Source organism: Streptomyces sp. NPDC012794 (genome assembly GCF_042901085.1).
Classification (GTDB): domain Bacteria; phylum Actinomycetota; class Actinomycetes; order Streptomycetales; family Streptomycetaceae; genus Streptomyces.
This window is the reverse complement of sequence record NZ_JBIBCI010000007.1, coordinates 25390-46444: the sequence shown is the minus strand read 5'-3', so window position 1 is coordinate 46444 and position 21055 is coordinate 25390. Positions and strand designations below refer to the sequence as shown.

Genomic DNA, 21055 nt, shown 5'->3' with positions numbered 1-21055 from the left:
CGGCGTCTGGTGCGGTGCCTCGCAAGGCGGAGGCACAGCGCGCGTACCGGACGTACTCGGCTGTGCCGACAACGCGGCGAGGTGCCGTGCCAGACGCCGCGGGTCTGGGGGCACCTCCCAGCGGTAACTGGGGGAGCGAGATCCGGAAGAGACGGCCTAGGCGCCGTGGGGGTCGGTACGCGGGACGGCGACCGTCACGCGCAGCCCGTGCGGCGGGTTCGTCTCGTAGGAGAGGGATCCGCCGCCCGAGGCGAGCAGGGCGCGGGAGATGGACAGGCCCAGACCGGAGCCCTTCACGTTCTGGTGGCGGCCGCTGCGCCAGAAGCGGTCGCCGACGCGCTGCAGTTCCTCCTCGGTCAGGCCGGGCCCCCGGTCGGCGACGACGACGAGCGCGCTGCGCCCCTCGGCGGAGACGGACACCTCGACCTCCTCCCCGGCGGGGGTGAACTTCAGGGCGTTGTCGATGACGGCGTCGAGCGCGCTGGACAGGGCGATGGGGTCGGCCCAGCCGGTGACGGCGGAGCGTCCCGTCTCGGTGAGCCGTACGCCCTTCTCCTCGGCGTAGGGCCGCCAGGCCGCGACCCGCTCGGCGGCGAGCCCGCCGATGTCGGTGAGGCTGATCTCGGCGGAGGCGTGCTCGGCAAGGGCCAGGTCCAGCAGGTCGTCGAGGACCTGGGCGAGGCGTTTGCCCTCGGTGCGCACGGAGGCGATCTCCTCGTTGCCCTCGGGGAGTTCGAGGGCGAGGAGTTCGATGCGCAGGAGCAGTGCGGCGAGCGGATTGCGCAGCTGGTGGGAGGCGTCCGCGACGAACGCCCGCTGCTGCTCCAGTACCTCTTCGACGTTGTCCGCCATCTCGTTGAACGAACGCGCCAGGCGTCTGAGTTCCGGCGGGCCGCTCGCGGCGGCGACGCGGGAGTTCATCCGTCCGGTGGCGATGCCGTGGGCGGCCGCGTCCAGGATCCGTACGGGCTTGAGCACCCAGCTGGTCAGGCGGAGGGCGGCGCCGAAGGCGACGAGCATGGCGGCGGCCAGCCCGGCGGCGATGATCAGCCAGCCGCGCAGGATCCGGGCGCGCATCTGGTCGGTGGGGGACTCGGTGGCGACCACGGCGACCACGTCACCGTCGAGGACGACCGGGGAGACGACGAGGAGTTTGCCGCTGGTCTGCCAGGGCCAGACCTGGCCGGGGTCGTGGCTGCGCCGCCCGGCGAGGGCCTCCTTGAAGGCCAGCCGGCCCTCGCCGGACTCGGGCAGCTGCCACCAGCCGGGGGCGCGGGCCATGGCGTTGTCGTCGCGGTAGAAGATGCCGACGCGGATGCGGTACAGCTCCTGGTAGCGGGCGAGTTCGAGCTGGAGCGTCTCGCGGCGCTCCTGGGCGCCGGTGGCCCCGGACCCCTCGGCGTCGATGACGAACTGGGCGAGGGCGGCGAAGCGGGCGCTGTCGTCGATCCGGTCGACGACCACCCGCTGCTGCTGGGCGGCGGCCAGGCTGACGGCGAGCGGCAGGCCGAGCGCGATCAGCACGCCCGCCATCAGGACGACCAGGAGCGGGAGGAGCCGGGTGCGCACGGCGGACCGCTAGGGCGCGGCCGGGGTGACGAGCCGGTAGCCCACCCCGCGGACGGTCTCGATGAGCGCGGGCATGCCCAGCTTGGAGCGCAGCGAGGCGACGTGCACCTCGAGGGTGCGGCCGGTGCCCTCCCAGCTGGTGCGCCACACCTCGCTGATGATCTGCTCGCGGCGGAAGACCACGCCGGGCCGTTGCGCGAGCAGGGCCAGCAGGTCGAACTCCTTGCGGGTCAGCGGTACGTCGGCCCCATTCACGGTGACGCGGCGGGTGGGCAGCTCGACGGCGACCGGGCCGAGACGGACCGTGCCGGGGGCGCTCTCAGGGGTGGCGGCGGCCTCCTCGGGGCCGCCGGTGCGCCGGGCGACGGCGTGGATGCGGGCGAGGAGCTCCCCGGTGTCGTACGGCTTGACCACGTAGTCGTCGGCGCCCATGTTCAGGCCGTGGATGCGCGAGCGCACGTCACCGCGGGCGGTCACCATGATGACCGGGATGGAGGTGCGCTTGCGGATCTTGCCGCAGACCTCGTAGCCGTCCTGGTCGGGCAGACCCAGGTCGAGGAGGACCACGCCGAAGGGCTTGGCCCCGGCCGGCAGGAGCGCCTGGAGGGCCTCCTCACCGTTGCGGGCGTGAGTCACCTGGAAGCCGTGCCGGGCGAGGATCGCGGACAGGGCGGCGGCGACGTGGTCGTCGTCCTCGACGAGCAGCAGCCTCATGGAGTCCCCCTTCCCGCTTCTTCCGCTTCAGCTTCCGTACACATGGTCACCATGCATCCACGCCCATGGAAGAGTCCCACGTCAAGGGGGTTCCGGTCCGGCGAGTCTTCCGTTATGCACCCGGTACGAGTACATCGCGTCCTTCGTGGGTACAGCGTACGGAGCGTATCGATGCGAGTCCGTTTCGTTATGCTCAATTCTCCCTCAGATGTGGTGACGGTGTGCACGCCTCGTCACTACTGTCCTCCCAACCGACGGAGGACGGAGCAAGAAGCCGATGAGCGGAGTATCAGTGACCAAGGACGTGCAGGATGCGGCCGGTGCCGCGGACGGCCTGGTCGTACTGAGCAACGTCAACAAGCACTTCGGCGCGCTGCACGTGCTTCAGGACATCGATCTGAGCATTGCCCGCGGTGAGGTCGTCGTGGTGATCGGGCCGTCGGGCTCGGGCAAGTCGACGCTGTGCCGGACCATCAACCGGCTGGAGACGATCGACTCGGGCAGCATCACGCTGGACGGGAAGCCGCTTCCGGCGGAGGGCAGGGAACTGGCCCGGCTGCGCGCCGACGTGGGCATGGTCTTCCAGTCCTTCAACCTGTTCGCGCACAAGACGGTGCTGCAGAACGTGATGCTGGGTCAGCTCAAGGTGCGCAAGGCGGACCAGGCGACGGCCCTGGAGAAGGCGAAGGCGCTGCTGGACCGGGTGGGTGTCGGCGCACAGGCCGACAAGTACCCGGCACAGCTGTCCGGTGGTCAGCAGCAGCGCGTGGCGATCGCCCGGGCGCTGGCGATGGACCCGAAGGTGATGCTCTTCGACGAGCCCACCTCGGCGCTGGACCCGGAGATGATCAACGAGGTGCTGGAGGTCATGCAGCAGCTCGCCCGCGAGGGCATGACGATGGTGGTCGTCACGCACGAGATGGGCTTCGCCCGTTCGGCGGCCGACCGGGTCGTCTTCATGGCGGACGGGAAGATCGTCGAAGAGGCCACTCCGGAGCAGTTCTTCAGCAACCCGCGGAGCGACCGCGCCAAGGACTTCCTGTCGAAGATCCTGCACCACTGACGCCCGCGTCTGGTAGTGATCCGACCGACGGCAGTCGCCGTCGCCCACGACGTGTCAGCTCGTCGTTCAACAACGTCTCACCCGAGGGAAGTTCACCATGAAGGTTCTGAAGGCCGGCGCGGCCGTGGCCACGGCCGCCGTACTCGCCCTGACGGCGACCGCCTGTGGCGGCGGAAGCACGGACACCGCGAGCGACGCGGGCGCCTCCGGCGGCACCAAGTCGAACAAGATCGTCATCGGCATCAAGTTCGACCAGCCGGGCCTCGGCCTGAAGACCCCGGACGGCAAGTTCGAGGGCTTCGACGTCGACGTCGCCACGTACGTGGCCAAGGAGCTCGGCTACCAGCCCGACCAGATCCAGTTCAAGCAGGCCGTCAGCGCCGAGCGCGAGAACCTGATCTCGAACGGTGACGTCAAGCTCGTGGTCGCCACCTACACGATCAACGAGAAGCGCAAGGCGAAGGTCGACTTCGCGGGCCCGTACTTCCTCGCCCACCAGGACCTGCTGGTCCGCGCCGACGAGACCTCGATCACCAAGGCCGAGGACCTGAACAGCAAGAAGCTGTGCTCGGTCGCCGGCTCCACTTCCGCGCAGAACGTCAAGACCAAGCTGGCCCCCGAGGCCGACCTGAAGGAATACCCGGGCTACTCCGAGTGCCTGACCGGCCTGGAGAACAAGGCCGTGGACGCCCTCACCACGGACGGCTCGATCCTGGCCGGCTACGCCGCGCAGGAGAAGAACAAGGGCAAGTTCAAGCTGGCCGGCCTGAAGCTCAGCGACGAGCCGTACGGCATCGGCCTGAAGAAGGGCGACAAGGACCTCCAGTCCAAGGTGAACGCCGCACTCCGGAAGATGGTCGAGGACGGCTCCTGGCAGAAGGCGGTGGACGCGAACCTCGGCCCCGCCGGCTACAAGGCCGATCCGGCCCCGCAGATCACCGAAGGCAGCTGATCCATCGGTGAGGGGAGCCGCCGCCCGCCCGCCGCGGGCGGCGGCTCGCCTCACCGACCATCCTGGGGAGAGCGCAGGGCAACGTGTTCGACTTTCTTAATTCCGGGCAGTACGACGTGCTCGGAGCCTTCTGGGTGACGGTACAGCTCACCCTCTACTCGGCTATAGGTTCCCTGATCTGGGGCCTGATGCTGGCCGGGATGCGGGTCAGTCCCGTCCCGCTGATGCGGAGCTTCGGGACGGCGTACGTCAACACCGTCCGCAACACGCCGCTGACCTTGCTGATCCTCGGCTGTTCGCTGGGCCTGGACCAGACCTTGGGCATCACCCTCGCCGGCGGGACCTCCAAGGAGGTCGGCTTCCGTCTGGCGGTCCTGGGCCTCATCGCCTACACCGGCACCTTCGTCTGCGAGGCGCTGCGCTCGGGCATCAACACCGTGCCGGTCGGCCAGGCCGAGGCGGCCCGCGCGCTGGGGCTGAGCTTCTTCCAGGTGCTCACCCTGATCGTGCTCCCCCAGGCCTTCCGGGCGGTCGTCGCACCGCTCACGAACGTACTGATCGCCCTCACCAAGAACACCACGGTGGCGGCGACCATCGGCGTGGCCGAGGCGGCCCTGCTGATGAAGGAAATGCTGGAGAACGAGGCGCAGGCGCTCTTCGCGGTCTTCGCGGTCTTCGCTCTCGGCTTCGTCCTGCTGACCCTGCCCACCGGCCTGCTGCTGGGCTGGGTGGCCAAGCGAGTGGCGGTCAAGCGATGAGCTCCGTTCTGTACGACACCCCCGGCCCCAAGGCCAAGGTCCGCAACTGGATCTACACCGGCGTCTTCGCGGTGCTCGTCGGGCTGGCCCTGTGGTGGATCCTCGACCGCATGGCCGAGAAGAACCAGCTCGAGGCCGACAAGTGGACTCCGTTCGTCAACGACAGCCAGATCTGGACGACGTTCCTGCTGCCGGGCCTCGGTGAGACCCTCAAGGCCGGCCTGATCGCCATGGTGATCGCGCTGCCGCTCGGCGCGCTCTTCGGCATCGCCAGGCTCTCGGACCACGCGTGGGTGCGCATCCCGGTGGGCACGGTCGTGGAGTTCTTCCGCGCCATCCCGGTACTGATGCTGATGATCTTCAGTTCCGCCCTGTACGTGCTGCTCGGCACCGTCAGCTCGGACCTGCGCCCGCTGTACGCGGTGGTCACCGGTCTCGTCCTGTACAACGCCTCGGTCATCGCCGAGATCGTCCGGGCCGGAATCCTGTCCCTCCCGCGCGGTCAGACGGACGCGGCCAAGGCCATCGGCATGCGCAAGGGCCAGACCATGGTCCACGTGCTGATCCCGCAGGCCGTCACGGCGATGCTGCCGGCCCTGGTCAGCCAGCTCGTGGTGATCCTCAAGGACACGGCGCTCGGCGGCGCGGTCCTCGGCTTCGCCGACCTGATGTCGATGAACCGTCAGATCTCCGCCAACTACAGCAACACCATCGCGACCATGATCGTCATCGCGGTGATCTACATCGCGGTGAACTTCGCCCTGACCACCCTGGCCTCCCAGATGGAGAGGCGACTGCGGCAGTCGAAGAAGGGCACCGGAGCCGTGGTCGAGGCCGACGTGGCCGAGGTCGACGCGGGCGGCGCGCCCGGCGTGGGCAAGGCGCCCTGACAAGAGCTGCCCTCACGGGGCGTTGAGCTGCCGCTCCTCGGGAGCGGAGCGGCAACCGTCGGGAGATTTGAGGCGTGTGGTGTGGCGGATGACATCCGCCACACCACACGCCTGTTCGGTACCGACGGCCACTCGGACCCGACACCTCGCTCCCGCATTCCTCAGGACGGCCGGGCCCCTCACCGACTCCAGCCCCCCGGTGTCACTTGACGCCGGAACTTCCAGTGGGTTGCATACGTTCTGTGATCACATACCGGACATCGGGAGCCGCATCATGGACCCGGTGATCGTCGTCGGCGCGGGGCCCGTCGGGCTGTCCCTGTCCCTCGCCCTCGCCGGCCACGGCGTGCCCAGCGTCCTGCTCGACGAGGGGCCCGGCAAGGAGGAGCCCCGGCCCGCCCGCAGCGTCGTCCTGCACGCCGACACCGCGGCCATGGCCCACCGGCTGGGCTGTACGACCCTGCGCGACGAGGGCGCGCCGTACGCGGGCTGGCGCACCATCAGGCGGCGTCAGGAGTCCCGCCGGATCACCTTCCAGGGCCCGGGCGCCCCCCTGCACCTGCCGCAGCACGCCCTCGTGCGCGGCCTGCGCGACGCCGCCACGGCGCACCCCCTGGTCCAGCTGGTCACCGGCGCCAAGCTGGACTCCGTCGAGCAGGACGGCCACGGGGTCACCGCGCGCACCCGGGGCGCCGAGACCACCTGGTGGCGCGGCAGCCACCTCGTCGGCTGCGACGGGGCCCGCTCCACGGTGCGCAAGCTGCTCGGCATCCGCTTCCCGGGCCGGACCGCCGTCGAGCGGCACGCCGTGGCCGCCCTGCGCGCCGAACTGCCCTGGCCGGGCGAAGCGTTGCTGCACCGCAGCCCGCCGTCCGGGCCGGAGGAGATCACCGCCCGGCCGCTGCCCGACGGGGTGTGGCGGCTCGACTGGCTGCTGCCCGCGCGCGGGGAGCTCGTCACCCCGGACGCCCTCGTCACCCTCATCCGGGACACGCTGGCCCTGTGGTGCGGCGGCACGACTCCTCCGTACGACCTCATCGACACCGGGGTGCACACGCTCCACCACCGCCTCGCCCTGCGCTGGCGCGACGGCCGGGCCTTCCTCGTCGGGGACGCCGCGCACCTGCTGGGCGCGGTCGGCACCCAGGGCGTCGAGGAGGGGCTGCGCGACGCGGAGAACCTCGCCTGGAAGCTGGCCCTGGCCTGGCACCAGGGGGCCTCCGAGGCCCTGCTCGACAGCTACGAGGGCGAACGGCGCACCGCGGTGGCCGCCCGGCTGCGCGCCGCCGACCAGGCCGTGCCCGTACTGCGCGGCGGTGGCGGGCTGCGCACCCTGCTGCCGGGGACCGGGCGGTCCGCCGAGGCCCTGCTGACGGACGGGCACCTGGGGCGGGGGCCGCTGGGCGCGCAGCCCGTGTACGCCCCGCCCGTGGCCGTCCGCGAGGTTCCGACGGCGACGGAGCCGGGCGGACCGGTGGCGAACGTACCGGTGACCGCGCCCGACGGAGCCACCGTCCCGCTGCGCGACCTGCTGGGGCGGGGCCGGCTGCTGGTGCTGCTGGTCGCGCCGGGCACCGGGGTGTGGGACCGGCGGCACTGGCTGGGCGCCGGGGTGATGCCCCGTCTCGCGGCGGCGGTGAGCGCCCTGCCGGTCCCGGCCGACCTGCTGGTCGCCGACGGCTACCCGGGGGCTCCGGCCCACACCGTGCTGCTGGTACGGCCCGACGGGCACCTGGCGGCCACCTTCGCGGGGGTCCGGCCGGCCGAGCTGTACGAGGCGGCCGACGCCGTCCGGGCGGGAGCCCCTGCGGGCGCTCCCGCCACACCCGCCCCTGTGATCGATTGACCGGTCGCGGGGGCGCGTGGTTCACTCGCCGCCATGACCGGCAACGACGTACGCCTGTGGCGGAGGGTCCATATGGACCTGCTCCGCTACGCGGGCTGCGTGTGTCGCCCCTCCTGCTGATTCGCCTTCCCTCCGCGCGCCCCCGTGCCCTGCCGGCCGGCGCGCGCACCTTCGCGAACCCCAGGACGGTCACCACCCATGCCTTCGCCCCTGCCCACGCACGCCCCCGCCCGCTCCGCGGCCCCGACGGCGGCGGAACTGCTCGACTTCGCCCTGCGCACCGCCGCCGACCCCGGACTCGTCGGCTCGCTCCCCCTCGACCCGGAGGGCCGGACCTGGATCCGGCTCGACGGGCCGGGCGGCAGTGAGGCCTGGCTGATCGGCTGGCCGCCGGGCACCGGCACCGGCTGGCACGACCACGCCGAGTCCCGGGGCGCGTTCGCCACCGCGCGGGGGCGGCTCACCGAGCGCTCCCTGGCGGTGCGTCTGCCCTCGGAGGGCTGGCGGAGCCTGGAGCTGTCCCCCGGTGTGGACCGCAGCCGCAGCCTCGGCGCGGTCAGCGGGCGGGCCTTCGGAGAGCACCACGTCCACGAGGTGCTCAACGAGTCGCCCTCGGAGCACGCGGTCTCCGTCCACGCCTACTATCCGCCGCTGCCGCTGATCCGCCGGTACGGCCGCAGCGGTCCGGTGCTGCGCCTGGAGCACGTCGAGCGCCCGGCGGACTGGCAGTGAGCGCCGCCGTGCCGCCGCCCGGCGTTGACGAGCTGCTGGAGCGGGTCCGCGCGACGTACACCCGCCTCGGCCCGCGGGAGGCCTACGAGGCCTGGCGGGCCGGTGACGCCCTGCTGGTGGACATCCGCTACCAGGCGCTGCGCGAGCGGGACGGGCTGATCCCGGGCGCGGTGGTCGTGGAGCGCAACGAGCTGGAGTGGCGCCTCGACCCCCAGGGCTCCCACCGCCTGCCGCAGGCCGACTCCCACGACCTGCGGGTGGTGGTGGTCTGCAACGAGGGCTACGCGTCCTCGCTGGCCGCCGCTTCCCTGCACGGGCTGGGCCTGCGCCGCGCGACGGACCTCACGGGCGGCTTCCAGGCGTGGCGCGCCGCCGGCCTGCCCACCACCGCCCCTTCCTGACGTGCCCCTGCCCCTCCTGCGCCGGGTTCCGTCCGGCGAGGGAGGGGCAGGCCGCGACCGGGCCCCGGCTACGCCTTGGAGGTGGCCACCTCCACCGGGCGGCGCCGGAGCGCGGCGCGGCCCGGGAGGGCGGTGGCGGTCAGCGCCAGCAGCGCGGCCGCGCCGACCACCACCGCGTACACCAGCGGCAGCACCGCCGGCGCCGCGGACCCCGTCATGCCCACGCTGAAGGCGGTCAGTACGGCCAGGGAGATCCCCGATCCCAGCACCGCTCCGATCAGCAGGACGGCCAGGGTCTCCGTACGGAGCATCCGCAGTACCTGCCGCCGCTTCGCCCCGGCCAGGCGCAGCATCGCGAACTCCCGGAACCGCTCGGCGGTGGACATCGCCAGGGTGTTGACCACCGCGATGGCGGTGAAGGCCAGCACCAGGCCCATGGCCAGCAGGTTGATCTCGGCTCCGGCCGCCTGCCGCTGCGCCCTCGCCGCGTCGGCCTCGGACGCGGACAGCACGGACACGCCCGGCGCGGCCAGCTGCTCCCGTCCGACGGCCGGTTCGGCCGCGACGAGCACGGCGGTGGCGAGGGGGTTGTCGACGTGCGCGGCGAGCAGGCCGTGCGGCAGCGTCAGGTCTCCGAAGCCCAGCCCCCGCGCGTACACGGCGGCCACCGTCAGCGTCACCGGGGTCCCGTCGCCCAGGGTCAGCTTCAGCGGGCTGCCGGGCTTCAGCCCCAGCTGGTCGGCGGCGAGTTCGCTGACGGCGACGCCGCCCGGGCCGAAGCCGTCCAGGCTGCCCCGGGTGACCTGCGGGTCCCAGGTACGGGTGAGGCCGGCCGCGGTGACGCCCTGGGCCGCGTACTTGGTCAGGCCGACCCGTACCGAGGTGTGCACGATCTCGGTGGCCGCCGTGACGCCCGGCGTACGGCGGATCCGCTCGGCGGCGCCGGCGCTCACTCCGGGGCCCTGCGGGGTGAGGACCCACTGGGCCCGGATCCCGTCGCGGGCCTGGGCGCGGGCCGCGTCGCCGAGGGTCGGGGTGACGAAGAGCACGGTGCAGGTCATGCCGATCAGAAGGGCGAGCGGGGTGACGGCGGAGGCCATGCGGGTGGCGTTGCCGCGCAGGTTCGCGGCGGCCAGGCGGCCGCCGGGGCCGGCCAGCCGCAGCGGTCCGGCGAGCAGCGCGGTCGCGAGCCGGAGCAGCAGCGGGCCGAGCAGCGACACCGCGCCGGCCAGCACGACCACGGCGAGGAAGGTCACCGGGGTGGAGGCCGGCTCGGTGCGCAGCGAGCCGAGGACGACGACCAGCACCGCCCCGCCGGCCAGCAGGAGCAGTCCGGCCGTGATCCGGATCCAGGCGGGGCGTCCGCGCTCGACGGCGGCTTCGGCCAGCGCCTCGGCGGGGCGGATCCGGGCGATCCGCCGCCCGGTGACGCGCGCGGCGGCCCAGGCTCCGAGCAGGCTCGCTCCGACGGCGGCGAACATCGGGAAGATCCCGGCGGTGCGCTCCAGGGTGGCCGGGACCACCCCGGTGGCGACGAAGCGGCCGTGCAGCCAGGCCGCCAGGGGCAGTCCGGCGACGGAGCCGGTGATTCCGGCGGCCAGGCCGACGAGCAGCGCTTCGCGGCCGATCATGCGGCGCAGCTGCTTGGGGCCGGCGGCGATGGCGCGCAGCAGGGCCAGTTCGCGGTAGCGCTGCTGCACGGAGAGCGCGAAGGTGCCGACGACCACGAGGATCGCGACGAGCAGCGAGGTGCCGCCCATGGCCCCGCCCATGGAGACCAGCTTGATCCGTGCTCCGGCGGCGTCGAGGAACTCGACCGGACCGCGGTCGTCACCGGCGGCCACCTGTGCGGTGGCGCCCTGGGAGGTGCCGGTCAGGGCCTTCGCGACGCGGCCGGCGAGCGCTGCGGCGTCCACTCCGGGCCGGGGCAGCACGCCGATGGCGCTGACCTGTCCGGCGCGGGCGGCGAGCCGCTCGGCCTCGGCGTCGCCGAAGAACAGCGAGGTCTGCCGTCCGGGGCCGCCGTGGGCGGTCCGGGCGATGCCGCTGACGGTGTACGTCTTGGGCTCGCCGGTGGCCTGTACGGTCAGCCGGGCTCCGGGGCCGAGTCCCGCCCGGGCGGCCAGTGCGCGGTCGACGACGACCTCGTCACCGCCGCGGGGGGCGTGGCCTTCGGCGAGGGTGAAGGGGGTGAGGACGGCGGAGGTCCAGGCGTGTCCGTACGAGGGCTTCGCCGTGCCGCCGGGCGCGTCGACGATCGGGACGGCCTGGAAGGTCAGCTCGGGCACGGCCTGCTCGACGCCCGGGACGGAACGTACGGTCTCCACGGTGGAGGCCGGGAGCCAGGCCCGCTCGGCGACGGGCTTGGCCTTGTGCTTCGTCTTGGTCTTGCCCTTCTTCTCCTTGACCGTCGTCTGGTGGACGTTCTGGTCGGCGGAGACGACCACCGGGGTGCCCGCGTAGCGCTCGGGGGCGATCCGGCCGCGGAGTCCGGTCTCCAGGAGGGTGCCGCAGGCGGTGATCAGGGCCGCCGCGCACAGGAGCGCGACGAAGGCTCCGAGGAAGCCGGCCTTGCGGTCCCGGAGGGTCTGAAGGGCGTAACGCAGCATCATGCGGTCAACTCTGGCCGCGCGCCGGTTTCCCGGCACTGGAGCGCCCCGGCGTCCTCGCCGGGGGGCTACCCCCACCCCCGGTCCGCCGCCACGGCGCCGGCCGCCGGCCGCCGGCCGCCGGACCAGGCTCAGCGCCCGGGGTACTCCGGTTCGTCGGCGTCCCCGCGCTCGGCCTCGGCCTCCAGCGCGCGCCGGACCACCCGCAGGGCCATGCCCTCCGGGTACCCCTTGCGGGCGAGCATCCCGGCGAGGCGCCGGAGCCGCTTGTCCCGCTCCAGCCCCCTGGTGCCGCGGAGCTTGCGCTCGACGAGTTCCCGGGCGGTCTGCTCCTCCTGCTCGGAGTCGAGCTGCTCCAGCGCTTCCTGGACGAGGGTGGTGTGCACCCCCTTGGTCCGCAGCTCCTGCGCGAGCGCCCGGCGGGCCAGGCCCCGGCCGCGGTGCCGGGACTCCACCCAGGCCCCGGCGAAGGCGGCGTCGTCGATCAGGCCCACCTCCTCGTACCGGGAGAGGACCTCCTGCGACACCTCCTCGGGGATGCCCCGTTTCGCCAGGGCCTCCTCGAGCTGCCGCCGGGTGCGCGGCATCCCGGTGAGCAGGCGCAGGCAGATCGCCCGCGCCTGCTCCTCGGGACTCTGGGGCGGCAGTTCCTGGCGGCCCTCACGGCCACCCCTCGCCCTGCCGCCCCTCTCCTGCTCTTCCCGCACGGTCAGCTCTTGGCCACGGCGGCCTTGGCCGCCGGCTTGGCCTTCGACGCCGGGGCGGGCACGGCGGCGTCGGCCGCCGGCGCGGCGGCGGGCTCGACGGCCTCGCTGTCCTTGCGGACGCCCACGCCGAGCTTCTCCTTGATCTTCCGCTCGATCTCGTTGGCGAGGTCGGGGTTGTCCTTCAGGAAGTTGCGGGCGTTCTCCTTGCCCTGGCCCAGCTGGTCACCCTCGTACGTGTACCAGGCGCCGGCCTTGCGGATGAAGCCGTGCTCCACGCCCATGTCGATCAGGCCGCCCTCGCGGCTGATGCCCTGGCCGTAGAGGATGTCGAACTCGGCCTGCTTGAAGGGGGGCGCGACCTTGTTCTTGACGACCTTGCAGCGGGTGCGGTTGCCGACCGCCTCCGTGCCGTCCTTCAGGGTCTCGATGCGGCGGATGTCGATGCGCACGGAGGCGTAGAACTTCAGCGCGCGGCCACCGGTCGTGGTCTCCGGCGAGCCGAACATCACGCCGATCTTCTCGCGGAGCTGGTTGATGAAGATCGCGGTGGTCTTGGACTGGTTCAGGGCACCGGTGATCTTGCGGAGCGCCTGGCTCATCAGGCGGGCCTGGAGACCCACGTGGGAGTCGCCCATCTCGCCCTCGATCTCCGCGCGCGGTACGAGCGCCGCGACGGAGTCGATGACGATCAGGTCGAGCGCGCCGGAGCGGACCAGCATGTCGACGATCTCGAGCGCCTGCTCACCGGTGTCCGGCTGGGACAGGATGAGGTTGTCGGTGTCCACACCCAGGGCCCGGGCGTACTCGGGGTCGAGCGCGTGCTCGGCGTCCACGAAGGCCACGGTGCCGCCGGCCTTCTGCGCGTTGGCCACGGCGTGCAGGGTCAGGGTCGTCTTACCGGAGGACTCCGGGCCGTAGATCTCGACCACACGGCCGCGCGGCAGACCGCCGACGCCGAGGGCGATGTCCAGCGCGGTCGACCCGGTGGGGATGACCTCGATGGGGTCGTTCGGCTTGTCGCCGAGGCGCATGACCGCACCCTTGCCGAATTGCCGTTCAATCTGTGCGAGCGCGGCGTCGAGAGCCTTCTCGCGGTCGGTGCCTGCCATGGGTTCCACCCGGTTTGCTTGAGTCGATCGCTTCACGCCATTGACGCTAACGCCTGCCACTGACAATGCGCTCCCACGCCCGTCCGGGCTGTGGATAACCCATCAGAATGGATGTTCGATTTCCCTGTCAAGCCGGCCACGCCCCACCCCGGCGGCCGGTGCGGGGTGACTGAGCGTTCAGACCGGCCACCGCGCGTCACCCTAGCGCTCCGGTCGGCCGCCCCGGCCGTGTGTACCGCGTCGCGCCGCGGATCGGGCGCGCCCCGGCACGGACCGAGCCCCGGCGCCGTGGGGTGGCGGCCGGGGCTCGGGGGACGGGCGCCGGATGGGGTTACGGCTTCGGGACGGCGCAGCCGGGGCGGTTCAGGTCGATCTGGTTGCCGGGGCCGATGCAGGGGACGAGGGTGTAGGTCTGCTGGGCGTAGTTGATGCCCTGGCGGACCGTGACGTTGCCGCTCTCGTCCACCTCGCACGGGTTGTTGTCCGTGCAGCGCTGGCCGTCCTCGTTGCCCGTGTTGTTGACGGCGACGACCTTGCCGGTGGCCGTGTCGATGACCGGGGAGCCCGAGGTGCCGCCGATGGTGTTGCAGGACGAGGTGTAGCGGACCGAGTCCTTCCAGGTCCAGGCGCCCTCCTTGAGGCGGTACGCGAACCCGTCGACGTCGCAGCTGTAGGTGCGCTTCCAGTAGCCGGAGACGACCTTGATGGACGAACCCTGCACCGGGCGGGCGTCGTTGAGGGTGAGCGCGCCGATCCCGTACTGGCTCTGGATCTGCGCGTACGTCTTGGTCAGCTGGTAGAGCGAGACGTCCGAGTCCGTCATCGTCCCGTACGCGATCTTGCTGGCCCGCAGTGTCGCGACCTTCGAGCCGGCGGCGTTGAGCAGGGAGAACGTACGGCTGGACGCACGGTTCACGAGGACCTCGCCGGGCGCCGGGAAGCCGGTTTCCAGGCAGTGGCCGTTGGACAGGACGAGCGCGGGATCGTCGGGCCGGGAACCGGGGGCGCGGACGACGGAGCCGGAGCAGTTGCTGAGCGCGACCGTGCCCGCGTAGGTGACCGCGGCGGCGGGCGCGGCGTCGGTGGCCGAGGCCATGGCCGGGGCCGCTGCCACTCCGGTCAGGAGTAAGGAGAGCGCGACGGCGGCGAGAGGCTTGTTCATGTGGGGGGTCCCCTCAGGTGACGGATGCGACCGAAGATCCTTCGGTTGTCATGCGCATTCTCAAACCCGAGGACCACAACTCACAAGAGGGCCTCCCCCGTTGAGGTCCGGATCCACCGGAACGGCCGGAAGCCCACCCGGAAAGCCATCCGGAAGCAATCATTCCGACATCCCGCGAGGCGAGCGGGAACGTCGACACCGGGGCGCATGGACCGGCCGTCCGGATCTGGACGGAGGGCGTCCGGAACGGCCGGCACTCTGCGGTGCCCCCGACGGACCGGCCTGCTCACAGGTCAGGGCCGGCCCGCCGCCTGACGCCTGACGGTCCGGCACCGCGGAGGGAACCCGCCCCCAGCCCCCTGCGCCCCCGCCCCGCTCACCACCAGTACACGGGGTACCGCACCGCCCCCCGCCGCGCGCGCGAGGCCGCCATCCCGGCCAGCACCAGCAGCATCGCCGCCCCCGCGAGCAGCGGTACGAACACCACCGGATCCGGCGCCTGGAGCACCACCACCACGGTGGTCGCCGCCGTCGGCGAATGCGGGGTCCGGGCCAGGGTCATGACCCCCACCGCCAGCCCGGCCGCCAGCGCCGCCACCCACGGCGCGTCCCCCAGCAAGGCCAGCCCCAGGTAGCCCACCGCCGCGCACAGCAGGTGCCCGGCGACGACACTGCGCGGCTGCGCCAGCGGCAGCGCGGGTACCCCGTAGACGATCGCCGCGCTCGCCGCGATCGGCGGGATCAGCACCGGCTCGCGCAACACCGCCCCGATGCCGACGAGCGCCAGCAGTGCGGCCGCCGCGACCCCGCCGCTGTGCAGGGCGGTGACCCGGGCGGGCGCCGCGGGCGCGGGGGCCCGTCCCGCCAGCGAGCCCGGGAGGGCCGGGCGGGCGCGACCGGGCGCCTTCGCGGCCCGGCCCCTACGGGTGTCACTCGTGTCCACGCTCATGGGGGCCAGATCTACACACCCCTCACATCCCAGCCCTATAAGGCGCCCCACTCCCTCCGGCCACACCTTCGCGCGCGCCAGGGTGACAACCCTTGGTTGACACTCCCCCACTGTCAACCTAGGGTTGCATCCATGACGAACCCTTCGGTGGAACCCGTTCGCATGACCAACCCGGTACGCCTCGACGACCTGATCGAGGCCATCAAGAAGGTCCACTCCGACACCCTCGACCAGCTCAGCGACGCCGTCGTCGCCGCCGAACACCTCGGCGACGTGGCCGACCACCTCATCGGCCACTTCGTCGACCAGGCCCGCCGCTCCGGCGCCTCCTGGACCGACATCGGCCGCAGCATGGGCGTCACCCGCCAGGCCGCGCAGAAGCGCTTCGTCCCCAAGGCGGACAAGGACGGCGACCCGGGCCTCGACCCGAACGCGGGCTTCGGCCGCTTCACCCCCCGCGCCCGCAACGTCGTCATGGCCGCACAGAACGAGGCCCGCGCCGCCGGCAACACCGAGATCCGCACCGAGCACCTGCTGCTCGGGCTGCTCGCCGAACCCGAAGGCCTGGCCGGCCACGTCCTCACCTCCCGCGGCGTCACCCCGGAAGCCCTGCGCGCCGCCGCGACCGCCTCGCTCCCCCCGGCGGAGCAGGACGTCCCCGAGCTCGTCCCCTTCGACGCGAACGCCAAGAAGGCCCTGGAGCTCACCTTCCGCGAGGCCCTGCGCCTGGGCCACGGCTACGTCGGCACCGAGCACATCCTGCTCGCGCTCCTGGAGCTGGAGAACGGCGAAGGCCCGCTCAGCGGCGCCGGCCTGGACAAGGCCGCCGCCGAGGCGACCGTCACCGAAGTCCTCGCAGCCGTACTCGGCGGCGACGGAGAGAAGTAGCCCCGCCGGACGCCGCGCCCGTCAGCTCGTACCGCTTCACGTAAGCGCCGAGGAAGGCCTGCAGGGTGGCGACGGCCGGGATCGCGACGAGCGCCCCGACCGCGCCCAGGAGGGCGGTGCCCGCGATGACCGACCCGAAGGCCACGGCGGGGTGGATGTCCACCGTCTTGGAGGTCAGCTTCGGCTGGAGCACGTAGTTCTCGAACTGCTGGTAGACCACCACGAACCCGAGGACGTACAGGGCGAACCACGGATTGACGGCGAAGGCGATCAGCATCGGCAGCGCGCCCGCCAGATAGGTGCCGATGGTGGGGATGAACTGGGAGACCAGCCCCACCCACACGGCGAGCGCGGGCGCGTACGGCACGTCGAGCACCGCGAAGAGCACGTAGTGCGCGATGCCGGAGACCAGCGCCATCAGTCCGCGCGAGTACAGGTAGCCGCCCGTCTTCACCACCGCGATCTCCCAGGCGCGCAGCACCTCGCGCTGCTTGGCGGGCGGCAGTACGGAGCACAGCGCGCGCCGCAGCCTGGGCCCGTCGGCGGCGAAGTAGAAGGAGAACAGGAAGACCGTCAGCAGCCTGAAGAGCCCGCCCAGCACGGTGGCGGACACGTCGAGCACCCCGCTGGCGCTGTTCTGCACGTACTTCCGGAGCCATTCGGAACGCAGCAGGCTGTCCTGGATCTCCAGCCGGGACAGTTCGGTGCGGAAGGTCCGGTTGATCGAGTCGATCACCGAGTCGAGGTAGCGCGGGAAGCCCTCGACCATCTCGATGATCTGCCCGGCGAGCATGGAGCCGAGCAGCGCGAGGAATCCGGCGGCGAAGGCGAAGACGGCCAGGAACACCAGGAAGGTGGCGAGCCCGCGGCGCATGCCGCGGGCCGCCATCCTGGCCACGGCCGGTTCGATCGCGAGCGCGAGGAAGAACGCGATCAGGATGTTGACGAGCAGCCCGGTCAGCTGGTGGAAGGCCCAGCTGCCGAGCTGGAAGCAGGCGACGAGGGCCAGTACGAGGACCACGGCGCGGGGCAGCCAGCGCGGCATCCGCGCGTCCGCGTCCGCGCCCGCCACGGCGGTGCCGGGTGGGTCATCGGCCCCGTCGCCCGCGCCGGCCGCCGGGGCGGTACCGGGCGAAGGGTTCCCGGGGCCGCCGTCCGCGTCGCCGCGCCCCGGGAGGAGCGGCCCCGCCGGGGCCACGGGGCCGGCCCGAAGCCCCGCGTCCTGCGGGGCTTCGGGCCGGCCGGTCGTCTCGTCTTTCGCTGCCACGCGTCCAGTCTGTCCCACCGTCGGCCCTGACCACGAAGCCATCCGGCCCGCCGTGCGCGCCCGTCGGTCCCGCGCGGGCCCGGCTCGCCCGCGCGGGGGCGGACCGGGCGGCGCGTCAGCGCAGCGAGGCCGGCACGTCCATCGCGGAACACACCGCGCGCCACACGTCCTTGGCCTCCCAGCCGGCGTCCAGCGCCTGGTGGACGGTGCGTCCGCCCAGTTCGGCCATCACGTGGTCCCGGGCGAAGGAGTCCGCGTAGGCCGCGCCGAAGTGCTCGGCCATCCGCTCCCAGAAAATCGTCAACCGCATGCCTCCAGTATCCCGCCCCGGAGAGTGCACCGGCCCCGTTGCCCCCTGCGCCCCGGTGCGCGCGCCCTACGGTGTCACGCATGCCTGGAGACGAAGCTTCCGCGCCGGCCCCCCCGGGCCCGGCCGCCCCCTCGGCCCCCTCCACCCCTCCTGCCGCGTCCACCCCGCTGGCCCGCGCCGAGCGGTTCGTCTGGCTGACGGCCCGGGTGCTGGAGCAGCGGCGGTTCGCGTTCCACTTCCTCGGCGGGGCTCCCGACGCGGTGGACGCCGCGCTCGGCTCCTACCTCGGCGAGGACGGGGGCTACGGGCACGCGCTCGACCCCGACCTGCGCGGCCCGCTGAGCCAGCCCCTGCACACCGCGTACGCCCTGCGGATCCTCGACGCCCTCGGCCGGTGCGCCGGGCAGCGCGTCGAGCGGCTCTGCCGCCACCTGACCCGGGTATCGACCCCGGAGGGCGCGCTCCCGCTGGTCGTCCCGGGCCCGCGCGACTATCCGGCCGCCCCCTACCACCCGGTGTGCGACGACCCGCCGGGGTCGCTGCTGACCACCGGCCCCGTCGTCGGGGTGCTGCACCGCAACCGGATCTGGCACGCCTGGCTCTTCCGGGCCACGGACTTCTGCTGGGAGCGGGTCGAGACGCTGCGCCGCCCTCACCCGTACGAGGTCCGCGGCGCGGTGGCCTTCCTCGACGGCGCCCCCGACCGGGCCCGCGCCGCGGCGGCCGCCGACCGGCTGGGCCGGCTGGTGCGCGAGCGGCGGCTGGCGGTGCTCGAACCGGACCGGCGCGCGGAGTACCCGGCCGTGCCCGGCGGCGCACCGGGCGAGCAGCTGTTCCCGTACGACTACGCGCGGCGGCCGGAGTCGCTGGCCCGGGGCTGGTTCACCGACGAGGAGATGCGGCGCTCGCTGGACTTCCTCGCGGCGGAGCAGCAGCCCGACGGAGGCTGGCCGGTCCGCCGCCGGGCCTGGGCGCCGGGCAGCTCGCTGGAGCGGCGGCCGATCGCGACCCTGGAGGCCCTGCTGACGCTGCGGGCGTACGGGCGGCCGCCGGAGGCGCCCGACGAGGCCGGCGGGGTCAGCCTCCCAGGGCCCGGACGCCCGCGGTGACCACGACCGCCGCGCCGACGACCACCAGGAACGGGGCCCGCAGCAGCAGCGCGGCCCCGGCGGCGGCGAGGCCGGCTGCCCGGGCGTCGAGGACCAGCGCGTGGCCGGTGCTGAAGGTCTGCTGGGCGGTGAGCGCGGCGAGCAGCGCGACGGGCAGCAGGGCGGAGAGCCTCCGTACGACGGGCCGCTCCAAAGCCCCCGCCGGCACGAGCAGTCCGGCGAGCTTGACGGCGTAGCATCCGGCGACGGTGAGCCCGATGGCGATCCAGACGTTCACGAGTGCCCTCCCTTCGGCGATCGGCAGCCCTTCAGCCACAGCACCGCGGGCGCGGCCAGCGCGGCGATCAGCACGGGCACCCCGGCGGGCAGCACCGGCAGGAAGCCCAGCCCCAGCACCAGGGCGAGGGCGGCGACGGCACGCTCGGTGGCGCTCTTCAGCATCGGCGCGAGCAGGGCGAGGAACACGGCGGGTCCGGCGGCGTCCAGCCCCCACGCGGCGGTGTCCCCGATGGCCTCGGCGCCGAGCGCGCCCAGCAGGGTGGTGAGGTTCCACAGCACGTACAGGGCGAGCCCGGTCACGGTGAAGCCGATCCGGGCCGACCGGCGGTCGGGCTGTGCCAGGGCCACGGCGGTGGTCTCGTCGATCACCCAGTGCGCGGCGAGGGGCCGTACGGCCCTCGGCAGCGCGAGCAGCTGGGACAGCCGCAGCCCGTAGAAGGCGTTGCGGGTGCCGAGGAAGAAGGCCCCGGCGGCGGCGGTGAACGGGTTCCCGCCCGCCGCGAGGGCTCCGACCAGCGCGAACTGCGAGGCGCCGGTGAAGACGAGCAAGCTCAGCACACAGGCCTGGAGCACGCTGATCCCGGCCCCGGCCGCCGTCACCCCGAACGCGAACCCCGACAGCCCGACGGCCACGCCGACCCCGAGCGAATCCCGCACGACGGCGGCGCGCGGCCTGCCGTCGACGGCCCCCCGGGGGGCCTCCCGCATCACCATTCGTTGTTCTCCCACGCCGCGAACGTACGCGGGGCGGTGCGGGCGGGTCTTGTACGTTCTTGCGCGCGCCGGCCCGGCGCCGGCGGCGCGGTGCCCCCGCTGCCGTTGCCGTTGCCGTGGGGCGGGGGCCTAACCGGCCCGCTCACGCCGGTAGGCGCCCGGCGGGACGCCGACGATCCGGGTGAAGTGCCGGTTCAGGTGCGGCTGGTCGGTGAAGCCGACGGTGACGGCCGCCTCGGCGGGCGGGACCCCCGCGTCGAGCAGCCGGCGCGCCCTGCGGACCCGGGCGTCGGTCAGCCAGGTGTGCGGGGGCATCCCGTACCGCTCCCGGAAGGCGCGCAGCAGGGCGAAGGGGCTGGTCCCGAGCCCGGCCGCGAGCTGCTCCAGCGAGGGCGGCCGCGCCATCCGCTCCTCCAGCACGGCCCGGGCCCGTTCGGCGTCGGCGGCGCCCGCGCCGCGGACCGTGCGGGCGGGCAGCGGGCCGGCGTACCGGCTGAGCATCCTGGCCACCACGCCCCGCAGCAGGGTGTCGGCGGCCAGCGCGTTCCCCGCCTCGGCGGCCCGGTGCACCTCGCTGACGGCCCGCGCGCCCTGCGCGTCGGCGACCGTGTCGGCGGTGAAGCCGGGGGTGCCGCGCGGGGTGGCGATCTCGGCGGCGACCTCGGCGATCAGGTCCCGGGGGGCGTAGAGGGTGGCGTACGCCCAGCCCTCGGGGGCTCCGGCGCGGGCGGTGTGCGCGACTTCCGGGTTGATCAGCACGACGCTGCCCGGCCCGGCCCGTACGGTGCCGCCGGGCAGGCCGATCTCCTCGACGCCGCCGGTGACGGCGGCGATGACGTAGCCCTCGTGGGCGTGGCGCGGGAAGGTGTGGCGTACGTAGTGGGCGCGCAGCAGGTCCAGCCCGGGCAGTTCCTCGTACCGCCAGTGCCGTGCCCATTCCCCGCGTCCGCCGTCCGTCCCCATGCCCTCATTCTGCGCGCCGCTCCGGCGGCGCGTTTGCCCAGGTCGGCCGCCCTGTCAGTGGCGG

Annotated in this window: 21 protein-coding genes and 1 pseudogene; 10 read left to right on the top strand and 12 right to left on the bottom strand. The window is 73.3% G+C overall.

The features are described from left to right. Window positions 1–156 precede the first annotated feature (156 nt). Together ACFY7H_RS15425 and ACFY7H_RS15420 are read right to left on the bottom strand one after the other, a co-directional pair. Complete coding sequence (locus ACFY7H_RS15425) at window positions 157–1569, bottom strand: ATP-binding protein (RefSeq protein WP_388938203.1); 1413 nt, start codon at window positions 1567–1569, stop codon at window positions 157–159. A gap of 9 nt (window positions 1570–1578) precedes the next feature. Next, entirely contained in the window at window positions 1579–2283 is a 705-nt protein-coding gene (locus ACFY7H_RS15420) for a response regulator transcription factor (RefSeq protein ID WP_388938201.1), read from the bottom strand. A gap of 277 nt (window positions 2284–2560) precedes the next feature. Between ACFY7H_RS15420 and ACFY7H_RS15415 the strand changes: the two genes are divergently transcribed. The 8 genes from ACFY7H_RS15415 (at window position 2561) to ACFY7H_RS15380 (ending at window position 8925) form a co-directional block, all read left to right on the top strand. Then, complete coding sequence (locus ACFY7H_RS15415) at window positions 2561–3346, top strand: amino acid ABC transporter ATP-binding protein (protein ID WP_388938198.1); 786 nt, start codon at window positions 2561–2563, stop codon at window positions 3344–3346. A 97-nt stretch (window positions 3347–3443) separates the two neighbouring features. Then, window positions 3444–4298 carry a glutamate ABC transporter substrate-binding protein gene (locus tag ACFY7H_RS15410; RefSeq protein WP_388938195.1) on the top strand — a complete coding sequence of 285 codons (855 nt, stop codon included), beginning with the start codon at window positions 3444–3446 and terminating at the stop codon, window positions 4296–4298. A gap of 83 nt (window positions 4299–4381) precedes the next feature. After that, a complete protein-coding gene (locus tag ACFY7H_RS15405) occupies window positions 4382–5056 on the top strand; it encodes an amino acid ABC transporter permease (protein WP_388938193.1) in 675 nt (224 codons plus the stop codon). Continuing rightward, the gene (locus tag ACFY7H_RS15400; protein ID WP_388938190.1) at window positions 5053–5946 is read left to right on the top strand and encodes an amino acid ABC transporter permease; all 894 of its coding nucleotides are present in this window, start codon (window positions 5053–5055) and stop codon (window positions 5944–5946) included. Before ACFY7H_RS15405 ends, ACFY7H_RS15400 begins: the two co-directional genes overlap by 4 nt. A gap of 274 nt (window positions 5947–6220) precedes the next feature. Further along, window positions 6221–7792 carry an FAD-dependent monooxygenase gene (locus ACFY7H_RS15395; protein WP_388938188.1) on the top strand — a complete coding sequence of 524 codons (1572 nt, stop codon included), beginning with the start codon at window positions 6221–6223 and terminating at the stop codon, window positions 7790–7792. Window positions 7793–7825: 33 nt separating this feature from the next. Beyond that, window positions 7826–7912: a putative leader peptide gene (locus ACFY7H_RS15390; RefSeq protein WP_311318651.1), complete on the top strand. Its 87-nt coding sequence runs from the start codon at window positions 7826–7828 to the stop codon at window positions 7910–7912. Window positions 7913–7990: 78 nt separating this feature from the next. After that, a complete protein-coding gene (locus ACFY7H_RS15385; protein ID WP_388938186.1) occupies window positions 7991–8524 on the top strand; it encodes a cysteine dioxygenase in 534 nt (177 codons plus the stop codon). Continuing rightward, on the top strand, window positions 8521–8925 hold the full coding sequence (locus tag ACFY7H_RS15380; protein WP_388938184.1) for a rhodanese-like domain-containing protein: 405 nt from the start codon (window positions 8521–8523) through the stop codon (window positions 8923–8925). The genes ACFY7H_RS15385 and ACFY7H_RS15380 overlap by 4 nt, the downstream gene beginning before the upstream one ends. Before the next feature lie 68 nt (window positions 8926–8993). Here the strand turns inward: ACFY7H_RS15380 and ACFY7H_RS15375 are convergent, their stop codons facing one another. The 5 genes and pseudogenes from ACFY7H_RS15375 to ACFY7H_RS15355 all read right to left on the bottom strand — a co-directional run bounded on the left by ACFY7H_RS15375 (window position 8994) and on the right by ACFY7H_RS15355 (window position 15461). Beyond that, window positions 8994–11537 carry an FtsX-like permease family protein gene (locus ACFY7H_RS15375; protein ID WP_388938182.1) on the bottom strand — a complete coding sequence of 848 codons (2544 nt, stop codon included), beginning with the start codon at window positions 11535–11537 and terminating at the stop codon, window positions 8994–8996. A gap of 128 nt (window positions 11538–11665) precedes the next feature. Next, window positions 11666–12322 (bottom strand): annotated as a pseudogene (recX, locus tag ACFY7H_RS15370) (recombination regulator RecX); the annotation flags it as partial. Next, complete coding sequence (gene recA, locus ACFY7H_RS15365) at window positions 12244–13350, bottom strand: recombinase RecA (protein ID WP_388938180.1); 1107 nt, start codon at window positions 13348–13350, stop codon at window positions 12244–12246. The gene recA and the pseudogene recX, both read right to left, overlap by 79 nt. Window positions 13351–13681: 331 nt before the next feature. After that, window positions 13682–14512 carry a serine protease gene (locus tag ACFY7H_RS15360; protein ID WP_388938177.1) on the bottom strand — a complete coding sequence of 277 codons (831 nt, stop codon included), beginning with the start codon at window positions 14510–14512 and terminating at the stop codon, window positions 13682–13684. 376 nt (window positions 14513–14888) lie between these two features. Beyond that, entirely contained in the window at window positions 14889–15461 is a 573-nt protein-coding gene (locus tag ACFY7H_RS15355; RefSeq protein ID WP_388938175.1) for an HPP family protein, read from the bottom strand. 132 nt (window positions 15462–15593) lie between these two features. On the opposite strand from ACFY7H_RS15355, the gene ACFY7H_RS15350 reads away from it, so the two are divergent. Further along, a complete protein-coding gene (locus ACFY7H_RS15350) occupies window positions 15594–16349 on the top strand; it encodes a Clp protease N-terminal domain-containing protein (protein ID WP_388938173.1) in 756 nt (251 codons plus the stop codon). On the opposite strand, the gene ACFY7H_RS15345 is transcribed toward ACFY7H_RS15350, so the two are convergent. Together ACFY7H_RS15345 and ACFY7H_RS15340 are read right to left on the bottom strand one after the other, a co-directional pair. After that, window positions 16303–17394, bottom strand: a complete 1092-nt coding sequence (locus tag ACFY7H_RS15345) for an AI-2E family transporter (protein ID WP_388938648.1) — start codon at window positions 17392–17394, stop codon at window positions 16303–16305. The two genes, ACFY7H_RS15350 and ACFY7H_RS15345, sit on opposite strands and share 47 nt — an antisense overlap. Before the next feature lie 337 nt (window positions 17395–17731). Then, entirely contained in the window at window positions 17732–17926 is a 195-nt protein-coding gene (locus ACFY7H_RS15340) for a DUF3046 domain-containing protein (protein ID WP_388938171.1), read from the bottom strand. An 80-nt stretch (window positions 17927–18006) separates the two neighbouring features. On the opposite strand from ACFY7H_RS15340, the gene ACFY7H_RS15335 reads away from it, so the two are divergent. Further along, window positions 18007–19035: a hypothetical protein gene (locus ACFY7H_RS15335; protein WP_388938169.1), complete on the top strand. Its 1029-nt coding sequence runs from the start codon at window positions 18007–18009 to the stop codon at window positions 19033–19035. Here ACFY7H_RS15335 and ACFY7H_RS15330 read toward each other — a convergent pair. From ACFY7H_RS15330 to ACFY7H_RS15320, 3 genes are all read right to left on the bottom strand, one after another. After that, window positions 19004–19312, bottom strand: a complete 309-nt coding sequence (locus ACFY7H_RS15330; RefSeq protein ID WP_388938167.1) for an AzlD domain-containing protein — start codon at window positions 19310–19312, stop codon at window positions 19004–19006. The two genes, ACFY7H_RS15335 and ACFY7H_RS15330, sit on opposite strands and share 32 nt — an antisense overlap. Continuing rightward, window positions 19309–20028 (bottom strand): AzlC family ABC transporter permease, encoded by a 720-nt coding sequence (locus tag ACFY7H_RS15325; protein ID WP_388938646.1) that lies wholly within the window; start codon window positions 20026–20028, stop codon window positions 19309–19311. Before ACFY7H_RS15325 ends, ACFY7H_RS15330 begins: the two co-directional genes overlap by 4 nt. Before the next feature lie 129 nt (window positions 20029–20157). Beyond that, window positions 20158–20991, bottom strand: coding sequence for an AraC family transcriptional regulator (locus ACFY7H_RS15320; RefSeq protein ID WP_388938165.1), 834 nt, complete (start codon window positions 20989–20991; stop codon window positions 20158–20160). Window positions 20992–21055 lie beyond the last annotated feature (64 nt).